This is a genomic window from Rheinheimera sp. (assembly GCF_036568245.1).
Classification (GTDB): domain Bacteria; phylum Pseudomonadota; class Gammaproteobacteria; order Enterobacterales; family Alteromonadaceae; genus Alishewanella.
The window spans coordinates 1-9,222 of record NZ_DATCSY010000128.1 but is presented as its reverse complement, the minus strand read 5'-3'; the positions used below and the strand labels follow the sequence as shown (position 1 = coordinate 9,222).

Here is a 9,222-nt window from a genome sequence, read left to right as displayed (position 1 = left end):
ATTAACGGCAACAAAGGCTGCCCGCATCGCCACTTCTGTTTTACCAAAACCGACATCACCGCAGACCAGCCTGTCCATTGGCTGAGGGCTTTGCATATCGCGTAGCACCGCATCGATGGCGTCTTGTTGGTCTGCCGTTTCCTCATAAGGGAAGCTGTCGGCAAAGGCCATATACTGGCCATCATCTATGGCAAAGGCATAACCCTGGTGTGCTGCGCGCTGGGCGTATACATCCAGCAGCTCTGCCGCCACATCACGCACTTTCTCTGCGGCTTTACGCCGTGATTTTTCCCAGCTGTCGTTGCCCAGTTTATGCAGTGGCGCTTGTTCTGCATCATTACCACTGTAGCGGCTAAGCAGATGCAAAGAGGTGACCGGCACATAAAGCTTGCTGCCACCAGCGTATTCAATGGTAACGAACTCTGCGCTGATACCGCCGGCATCGAGTAACTGCAAGCCCTGGTAACGGCCGATACCATGTTGTAAATGTACTACCGGCTGGCCAAGATTCAGCTCAGCCAGATTGCGGATCACCTTGTCGCTGGACACCTGCTGGCTGCGTTTACGCCGTCTGCGCTGGCTGATCTTTTGCCCGAACAGCTCGTTTTCGCTGATCAGAGCCAGCAGGCCGGGTTTTTCAATCAGCACACCTTGTTCTAAAGCACCGACAATAATGCCCAAATCGTCTTTGCTTTGTTCAAATGCTGCCAGGTTGTCGTATTGAGCAATACGGATGCCGGCTTTTTGCAACAGTTGCAGTAAGCTCTCGCGTCGGCCTTCGCTTTCTACAAAAAACAGCGCCCGACCATTTTTTTGCTTGAGTGCAAGCATAAACTGCTGCAACGCCTGCAACGGGTTTTTCAGCTGATGATTAACACTCAGATCTGCCAGTGCGGACACTGTGGCATTAGCCTGGCCTGAGCGGGCAGGCAGTGTGGCCTGACTAAGCCGGATACGGCCGTGCTGTTTCAGTGCGGCAAACAGCTGATCGACTGAAAGGTAAAGCTCGTTGGGCTTCAGTATTGGCCGCAGCAGGTCAATGGCTCTGTCGTCATAGCGCCGTTTTAATTCCAGCCAGAACTTTTCAGCCGCGTGCTCGATATCACCCAGCAACAAAAAGCGGCTGTCTGCTGGCAGGTAATCAAATAGCGTGGCTGTTTTTTCGGTAAACAGCGGTAGATAGTATTCAATGCCTGCGGGTAACATACCCTGACTGACTTGCTGGTACAGCGATTCCTTTTCATTACGGGCGGCAAAGCGTTCGCGATAAGCGATACGAAAGCGCTCAATTGCCGCCTGATCTGTCGGAAACTCATGAGCTGGCAGCAGCTCAATCTGATCAACCTGCGCCTGGCTACGCTGGTTGTCCGGGTCGAAGGTGCGAATGCCATCGACGTCATTATCAAAAAAGTCGATACGATAGGGCGTAGCGGCGCCCATCGGGTACAGATCCAGAATGGAGCCCCGGGCGGAGAATTCACCGTGCTCCATCACCTGTTCAACACTGCGGTAGCCGACAGCGGCGAGTTGGCGCTTAAGCGCAGCTAAATCGGCTTGCTGGCCTTTTTTGATCAGAAAACTGTTTTGCTCAAGATAATCGCGATGACAAATGCGCAGCAATAAGGTGCTGACCGGCACTATGACCACACCCCGGTCTAACCTGGCCAGCTGATACAGGGTTTTTAACCGCTGGGAAACAATGTCCTGGTGCGGTGAAAATACATCATAAGGCAGTGTTTCCCAGTCTGGCAGTGTTAGCAGCGGGCAGTCTGCCGGCGATAAAAACACCGCCAGCTCCTGCTCCAGTCGCAGTGCTGTTGGTGTGTCGGGTACCAGCAATAGATAAGTGCCGCTGTGCTGGCGCAACAACTGGCTGATTGCCAGCGGTAAAGCTGCACCTTGTAAATTGCCCCAGTGTAATTGGTCTGAGGCGTGCTTAATCTGGGGTAATGCAGAGATAAGATCCATGTAAAACAACTAACCTATAATGCGCTAAAGCCAATACTAAGAAGATGTGTGCTGCTGACGCTGCTCGGCTTTCTGTTTTAAAAGTTTTGATTGCTGATGCAGGCTGGCACGCACAATCAGCTCACGATCTTCCTCTCTGATACAGGAAAATACAACTTTTATCTGCCATTTTTCAGCCACTTGCTCACAGCTTAATACCTGGCCATAACAAAATACCGCACCATCGTTATTATCCAGAAACAGTTTAACTTCAACTACCTGTAATAGTGACAGTGCGCTGTCGGCCAGGTAGCAACAGCCGCTGCCGCTATAGCTTTGAGTGGTGTAGCGGGTACTTTCATCGTCTTGTTGTCTGAGGACATAATGCAATAACAAATCTATTTTACGGGCCTGTTGTTGCAGGTAGTTTGCCAGCTCTTCTGCCAGCTCGCCCAGCCGATTAAGTGAGCGTAGGGCAGAACTGTTCAGACTGTTGACGTCGGATGCCATCAGAAACGGCGCCGGGATAGCGGCTGCCAACTCATCTGTCGAAGGCAGCGGGCGGTCCAGCGGCCTGACATTGAGGTTGATGCCGTGCGCTACGCTGAAATAATCCTGATAAGTTTCAGCCAGCTGCTGTAATGTTAACTCACTCATGGGCCTACCTTTGCAAGCTGCTTGTCACCACTGACAATAATCTCTATGATCGTCGCCACTTTACCATCTAACGCAGGTCTTGTCCTGAAGATTAGAATGCAGTTACCAGTCAGTTTGTTCATCGGCTTACGCTACAGCCGAAGCCGTAAAGGTAATGCCTTTATTTCTTTTATTTCACTGTTCTCAGTGGCCGGTATCTTTCTGGGCGTTATGGCATTGACGGTTGTCAGTTCTGTCATGAACGGTTTTGAAGGTGAGCTTAAAAAACGTATTTTGGGTGTGATACCCCATGTGGTTGTAACTGCGGCAGATGATGATACTGAACGTTGGCAGCCTGCATTACTGGCACAGCCACTGGTACAGCAAATTACGCCGTTTTTGCAAACTGAAGCGCTGGTGCAGTCACCGCGTCAGTTAACCGGTGTTTTGCTGCAAGGCGTTACAACGGATGCCATTCCTGATTTTATGCAGCAGGCTTTGCTGGCCGGTGACTGGCAGCAGTTCGCCGCTGAGCGCTATGTCGTTATGTTGGGCCGGATGCTGGCGGAACAGCTACAGGTGTCGGTTGGTGATCAGCTGCGATTTATGTTACCTCAGGCTGGCAGTTACACCCCTATGGGGTGGGTGCCACGGCAAAGACTGTTTACCGTAGCCGGTATTCTTGATACAGGCTCTGACGTCGATAAAATGCTGGCCGTCACCAATCTGGCAGATTTAAGCCGGCTAAGCGGCAGTACGAATGCCGAAGCGCAGTGGCGTATCACCCTGACCGAGCCTTTTGCCGCACCGCACCTGGCGCAGCAACTCGCCGCCGATGAAAAGCTGAAGGTGCAGGACTGGCGGCAAACCCAGGGCAAATTGTTTGCTGCAGTGGCGATGGAAAAAGCCATGATGTGGCTGATGCTTCTGCTGATAGTGGCCGTAGCCGCATTTAATATAGTGTCGGCGCTGGTCATGATGGTAACAGACAAACAGGCAGAAATTGCGATTTTAAAAACGCTGGGCATGAGCGATCGCAAGCTGTTTGCTGTGTTCGCTGTGCAGGGGCTCAGTAATGGTTTAGCAGGTGCCATCAGCGGTGCTGTGGCAGGCATCTTATTATGCTGGCAGTTAAATCCGCTGCTGGCTTTGCTGGGGCTGCAACTGGCGCCGGGGATAGCGCTACCGGTAGATATCCGGCTCGACCAGCTTTGCCTGATACTGCTAAGTGCCGTATTTCTGACGTTGCTGGCGGTGTGGTATCCGGCAAAACGCGCAGTAAGTATTAATCCAGCGGAAATATTACGTGATGAGTAATGTATTAACAGCAGAGCAGATCTGCAAAAGTTATCGCGATGGCCAGCAGGTCACGGATGTATTGCACGGTGTTGATATTAGTATTAACCGCGGTGACATGCTGGCGATAGTGGGCAGCTCAGGTTCTGGCAAAAGTACCTTGCTGCATATTTTGGGTACGCTGGATAAGCCTGATAGCGGTAAGCTAACACTGCTTGGCAAAGATGTCGCAAGCTTGTCATCGGCGCAAAAAGCCGCGCTGCGTAATGAACAGCTGGGGTTTATTTATCAGTTTCATCATCTGCTGATGGATTTTACTGCACAGGAAAATGTGGCCATGCCACTGCTGATCCGTGGATTATCTGCCTCAGCGGCAAAGCAGCGTGCAGCGGCGATGTTGCAGCGGGTAGGTTTGTCACACCGTCTTAGCCATCGCCCGGCTGAGTTAAGTGGTGGCGAGCGTCAGCGGGTAGCTATCGCCCGTGCGTTAGTTGCTGAGCCCGCATTGATACTGGCGGATGAACCAACCGGCAACCTTGATCAGCACACGGCCGAATCGGTATATCAGTTGTTACGAAGCCTGAACCGGGAGCTGGGCACCAGTTTTATCGTGGTGACGCATGACTTGCAGCTGGCATCGCGTTTGGATCGTCACCTGTTAATGCGCGATGGCCATCTGGAGAGTGCACATGGCTAATCTGGCCTGGCAGCTGGCAAAGCGTTACCGCAATACCCGCCACAGCAGTGGTTTTATCCGCTTTATTTCTGCCAGCTCAACCTCAGGCATAGCACTGGGGGTCGCCATTTTGATCCTGGCTTTGTCGGTGATGAATGGTTTTGAACAGGCGCTGGAACAACGCTTGTTATCGGTGATCCCTCATGTTGAGCTGGAAGCCGCAGCTGAGCCTATTGCCGACTGGCAGAATAAGCTCAAACGGTTAGCGCAGGCTGAAGGCGTTAAAGGTGCAGCTCCTTACATTAAATCCAATGGCATGCTGCGGTTTGGCGCGGCTGTTAAAGCGGCTGAAGTGCGCGGCATAAAGCTGGACGCAGAGCGTCAAATCAGTGATTTTGCCTCTTACGTCAGCGCAGGCCAGCTGGACAGTTTAGCGGCTGATGACATCGTACTTGGGCAGGGTATTGCTGATGCACTGGCGGTTACTGTTGGCAGCCAGGTGCAGTTGCTACTACCGAAACTTACAGAAGATGGCCGCCTTGCCAGCCACAGCACAGCTGTTTTTACTGTCAGTGCTATCGTTGCTATCGGTGGCCAGCTGGACTACAGCCATGTCTGGCTGGACATGGATGCGTTGGCAGGGCTGTTGGCGGTTGAAAGTGGCACTGTGCAGGGGTTTGCTTTTCGCCTGAGTGATATTTTTCAGGCGCCGCAAAGGGCACGGGAGCTCGGCCGGCTGTCTGAGGATTATGTCTATCTGCTGGACTGGTTTCGCACGCAGGGGCATGTGTACCAGGATATTCAGATGGTGCGCAGTATTTTGTATCTGGTGTTAGCGCTGGTGATAGCAGTGGCCTGTTTTAATATTGTGGCCACGCTGATCATGGCGGTCAGAGAGAAAGAAAGTGATATCGCGATATTACTGACCATGGGGGCTTCACCTGCGACAGTCATTTTTACTTTTATGTGGCTGGGGTGGCTCAACGGTTTAGTGGGCAGTGTCGTGGGCGCTGCAGTAGGGTTGCTGCTGGCGAGCTATATAGAACCCATATTTGCATTGGTGACGAGGGTCTTAGGGCATTCACTGCTGGATCCTAGCATTTATTTTATTGATTTCATTCCCTCTTTGCTGCAATGGCAGGATGTTGCACTGACGCTGGGCGTCGCCTTGCTGATGAGCCTGTTGGCAACCTTGTATCCGGCCTGGCGTGCCAGTAAGGTGCAACCGGCGCAGGTGTTAGGGCAGCGCTAATTTACCGGTTTGCTGCGTTTTAGCTTTCGCAGCAACTGCGCTTTTCGTATTGACACCCGCCATAGCCAGTCAATAACAAAATAACCGGCTACCGCAGAGCATATGCCCATCAACAGGCAGCCGGTTAAGAACGGCTTGCCTATTGACGCTATGCTGTGTTGCAACCAGGCCCAGCTGGCTTCAAAGGCAAAGTGTTCTATTGGTGTGCGCAGTACTACACAACCTACCAGATAACTTAAATAGAACAGCACTGGCATCGTCAGTGGGTTGGTTAGCCAAACCAGTGATACCGATAACGGCAGATTGACGCGCATCGGAATAGCGACCGCGGCTGAGGCGACCATTTGAAAGGGGATTGGCATCCAGGCAAAAAATAGTCCGACAGCGAAAGCACCGCGGGCCGAGCGCCGGTTCAGATGCCACAAATTGCCATCATGCAACAGGGATCCAAACAGCTTCAGAAGTTTCTGCTGCTTGATTTTCTCCGGAGATGGTAAATATTTCTTAATAAAGTTCTTTGGCATACAACCTGTTCACAAAAAACAAACATGAAATCTTTTTGTATCGGTGTGCTCGCTGGCAGCCTATTGTCATTATTTTTGCCAATAGTGCCACCTTTTTTCTTAGTATTTTTGCTGATACCGGTAATTTTAATCTTACTGAAATATAATGGACTGTTTTACGCCGGGATCGTTGCGTTTTTCATCAGTTTTATCTGGCAATTTTATGGCTATCAGAATGCACAGCGCGATCTGCTGCTTTCAGCACACAGTCTGACCGGTGTAATAACTGATACACCCAAGCATTACGCAGAGTATAGTCAATTTAAGCTGAAACTGGACGATGGCGCGGCAGCAGGGTACTACGTTACGCTGAACTGGAGCGCTGCGCCCGTGATTTTGCAGCAAGGTCAGCGCTGGCAGCTGAACGCCCGTCTGAAGCCAGTCGCCGGTATAGCCAATCCGGCGGGGGTAAACAAGGAAACCGCCGCCTTGCTGGAACAGGTGGTGGCGCAGGGCAGTGTGGTAACGTCTCCGGCACCTCAGTTGTTGTCGCAGCAGCAAAGTATTCGTTCCCGCTGGTTGTCGGATGTTACTGCTGCTGTGCAGCCACTGCAGACGGCGCCTTTATTGTTGGCGTTAACAATGGGAGAGCGGCAATTTTCTGCATCGCTGTGGTTGGGGCTGCAGTTATCCGGTCTGGCACACCTGGTGGCGATATCCGGCTTACATGTTGGCTTGGTGTTTGGCTGGGGGATGCTGCTTGTTCGTTTGCTGCCATGGCCGATACATTGTTTGCACTGGCGCAGACCCGCGGGCATTGTTTGTGGTTTGATTCTGGCTTTCAGCTATGCCTGGCTTGCAGGTTTTGCCATCCCTACTATCAGGGCTGCGGCCGCCCTGTTACTGCTATCCGGTGCTTTGTTACAGCGTAAATCACTGAGCTACTTAAGCTTCTGGTTGTTGCTTGCGGCCATCTTGCTGCTCGCACAACCAATGTTTGTGCTAAGCAAAAGTTTCTGGCTCTCGATGCTGGCAGTTGCTGTGATCTTTTTTGTGCTGTGGCGCTGGCCCTTACCTGCAACTACCTGGTTAGGCAAAGTAAAGGCGCTGTTTGTTTTTCATCTTGTGCTGACCTTGTTTATGTCACTGCTCAGTTTGCTGATGTTTGACGGCAGTGCGGCGTTATCGTTGCTGTCCAATCTGTTGTTTGTGCCCTGGTGCAGCCTGCTGGCTATTCCGGTACTGCTGTTATGCTTGCTGGCTGAATTGTCAGGTGTTCCCGGTAGTCAGTCATTGTGGCAACTGTGCGACCTGTTATTTCAACCGCTGATGTGGTGGTTAAACTGGTGTGCAGCTTACGGGCGCTGGTGGGTACTGCCGGATCTGCCCTTACTGCTGGTGCTTGCCGTGACATTACTGTGCGTGCTTAAGCTACTGATAAAAAAGCCTGTGCTCAGTTATCTGGCATTGATTTTACTGCTACCTCTGCTGCATCAGGTTACCAGAGCTGCCAGCTGGCAGTTGCATGTGATTGATGTTGGTCAGGGCTTAGCCGTACTGCTGCAAAATGGCGAACATGGTTTGCTGTATGACGCCGGGCCCCGTTATGGTGAGTACAGTTCAACATCGGCTCAGGTGCTGCCTTATTTACGTCAGCGCGGGATCCGAAAGCTTGACTATCTGATACTGAGCCATGATGACAGTGACCACACCGGCAACTGGGTACTGCTAAAGCAGGCGTTTCCGGATGTTAAAATATATTCTGATATTCCACATATCAGCCCGGCACAGCGGTGTAATCAGTTGCCGGCATACTTTTTTCAGGCCCGGCTGTGGGTATTACACAGTGGTGGCAGCGGCAGTAAAAATGACAGCTCCTGTGTGGTGATGCTCAGTGTGCATGGCTGGAATATTTTGCTGCCGGGAGACATCAGCCAGGGCGTTGAATTAGCACTGCTAAAAAAATATCCTGCCCTTGACGCCAATGTGCTGGTATTGGCCCATCATGGCAGCCATAGCTCCAGCCACTACATGTTTTTACACCGGTTATCACCGCAGTTGGCGCTTAACAGCGCCAGTTTACATAACCGGCATAATCACCCGGCTGCGCAAGTACAGCAGCGGCTTTCGATGCTTGGGGTTCCGCTGTTTAATACCGCAAATAGTGGTGCGTTAACACTTAATATCAGCCCGGGCAGGCTTGACCTGGCAGAGTACCGCGCTCAAAGAATCCCCTTTTGGCAGCAAAAGCCGAGCACAAATGCTGAAACCTTAGTGACAACACGCTAGAATAAGCAAAATTTTTTCTCCAGGGTTCTATTTTGCCGCAGCCGGATATCATCAGATCGTCAACCGCCCGCCGTTTACTCAGCTATGTAAAACCGTACCGTATGGGTTTTGTTGCCGCAGCGCTTGGTATGCTGGGGTATGCTTTGGTTGATGTGTATTTTATTTCTAACTTACCTGATTTTATTGATAAAGGTATTAACGACAAAAATACTGAGTATCTGCGTTACGCCCCGCTTTTCGTGGTTCTTATCTTTTTGCTGCGTGGTGTATGTAACTTCGTAGCCAGTTACTGCCTGAACTGGGTTGGTACCCATATTGTGCAGAATATGCGTCAACAGTTGTTTGAACACTATATGCGCCTGCCAGTAAGCTTTCATGACAAGCACTCCACCGGTGAGCTGATTTCTAAGGTTACTTACAATACTGAACAGATTAAGCAGGCGACATCAAAAGCGCTGGCAGTGCTGGTGCGTGAAGGTGTTTTTGTTACCGGTTTGGTCGTGATGATGTTTTATTACAGCTGGCAATTATCTGCAATCTTTCTACTGATTGCGCCGGTTATTGCAGTAGTTGTGCAATTTGTATCGAAGCGGTTTCGGATGTTAAGCCGTAATATTCAGACT

General features: G+C 51.1%; 8 protein-coding genes. 5 read left to right on the top strand and 3 right to left on the bottom strand.

Going from position 1 to position 9,222, the window contains the following annotated elements; translation table 11 throughout:
- Positions 1-1,968: CarD family transcriptional regulator (locus VIN66_RS05675; protein ID WP_331923061.1), on the bottom strand; the 1,968-nt coding region annotated here is incomplete at its 3' end.
- A 36-nt stretch (positions 1,969-2,004) separates the two neighbouring features.
- Positions 2,005-2,604, bottom strand: a complete 600-nt coding sequence (locus VIN66_RS05670; protein ID WP_331923060.1) for a PilZ domain-containing protein — start codon at positions 2,602-2,604, stop codon at positions 2,005-2,007.
- 96 nt (positions 2,605-2,700) lie between these two features.
- On the opposite strand from VIN66_RS05670, the gene VIN66_RS05665 reads away from it, so the two are divergent.
- Genes VIN66_RS05665 through VIN66_RS05655 form a run of 3 tightly spaced genes read left to right on the top strand, consistent with a single transcriptional unit; the run spans position 2,701 to position 5,807 of the window.
- Complete coding sequence (locus VIN66_RS05665; protein ID WP_331923059.1) at positions 2,701-3,900, top strand: lipoprotein-releasing ABC transporter permease subunit; 1,200 nt, start codon at positions 2,701-2,703, stop codon at positions 3,898-3,900.
- On the top strand, positions 3,893-4,576 hold the full coding sequence (gene lolD, locus VIN66_RS05660; protein ID WP_331923058.1) for a lipoprotein-releasing ABC transporter ATP-binding protein LolD: 684 nt from the start codon (positions 3,893-3,895) through the stop codon (positions 4,574-4,576). The genes VIN66_RS05665 and lolD overlap by 8 nt, the downstream gene beginning before the upstream one ends.
- Positions 4,569-5,807, top strand: a complete 1,239-nt coding sequence (locus tag VIN66_RS05655) for a lipoprotein-releasing ABC transporter permease subunit (protein ID WP_230819558.1) — start codon at positions 4,569-4,571, stop codon at positions 5,805-5,807. Before lolD ends, VIN66_RS05655 begins: the two co-directional genes overlap by 8 nt.
- Here VIN66_RS05655 and VIN66_RS05650 read toward each other — a convergent pair.
- Entirely contained in the window at positions 5,804-6,331 is a 528-nt protein-coding gene (locus tag VIN66_RS05650; RefSeq protein ID WP_331923057.1) for a DUF2062 domain-containing protein, read from the bottom strand. The genes VIN66_RS05655 and VIN66_RS05650 overlap by 4 nt on opposite strands.
- Positions 6,332-6,355: 24 nt before the next feature.
- Between VIN66_RS05650 and VIN66_RS05645 the strand changes: the two genes are divergently transcribed.
- Positions 6,356-8,599: a DNA internalization-related competence protein ComEC/Rec2 gene (locus VIN66_RS05645; RefSeq protein WP_331923056.1), complete on the top strand. Its 2,244-nt coding sequence runs from the start codon at positions 6,356-6,358 to the stop codon at positions 8,597-8,599.
- Positions 8,600-8,631: 32 nt separating this feature from the next.
- Positions 8,632-9,222, top strand: a 591-nt coding sequence (locus VIN66_RS05640; RefSeq protein ID WP_331923055.1) for an ABC transporter transmembrane domain-containing protein, incomplete at its 3' end; no start/stop codon positions are given.

Bases quoted from the DNA above. Each gene is read 5' to 3' on its own strand.
- VIN66_RS05670 (WP_331923060.1), bottom strand. From the start codon at position 2,604: ATGAGTGAGTTAACATTACAGCAGCTGGCTGAAACTTATCAGGATTAT.
- VIN66_RS05665 (WP_331923059.1), top strand. From the start codon at position 2,701: ATGCAGTTACCAGTCAGTTTGTTCATCGGCTTACGCTACAGCCGAAGC.
- lolD (WP_331923058.1), top strand. From the start codon at position 3,893: ATGAGTAATGTATTAACAGCAGAGCAGATCTGCAAAAGTTATCGCGAT.
- VIN66_RS05655 (WP_230819558.1), top strand. From the start codon at position 4,569: ATGGCTAATCTGGCCTGGCAGCTGGCAAAGCGTTACCGCAATACCCGC.
- VIN66_RS05650 (WP_331923057.1), bottom strand. From the start codon at position 6,331: ATGCCAAAGAACTTTATTAAGAAATATTTACCATCTCCGGAGAAAATC.
- VIN66_RS05645 (WP_331923056.1), top strand. From the start codon at position 6,356: ATGAAATCTTTTTGTATCGGTGTGCTCGCTGGCAGCCTATTGTCATTA.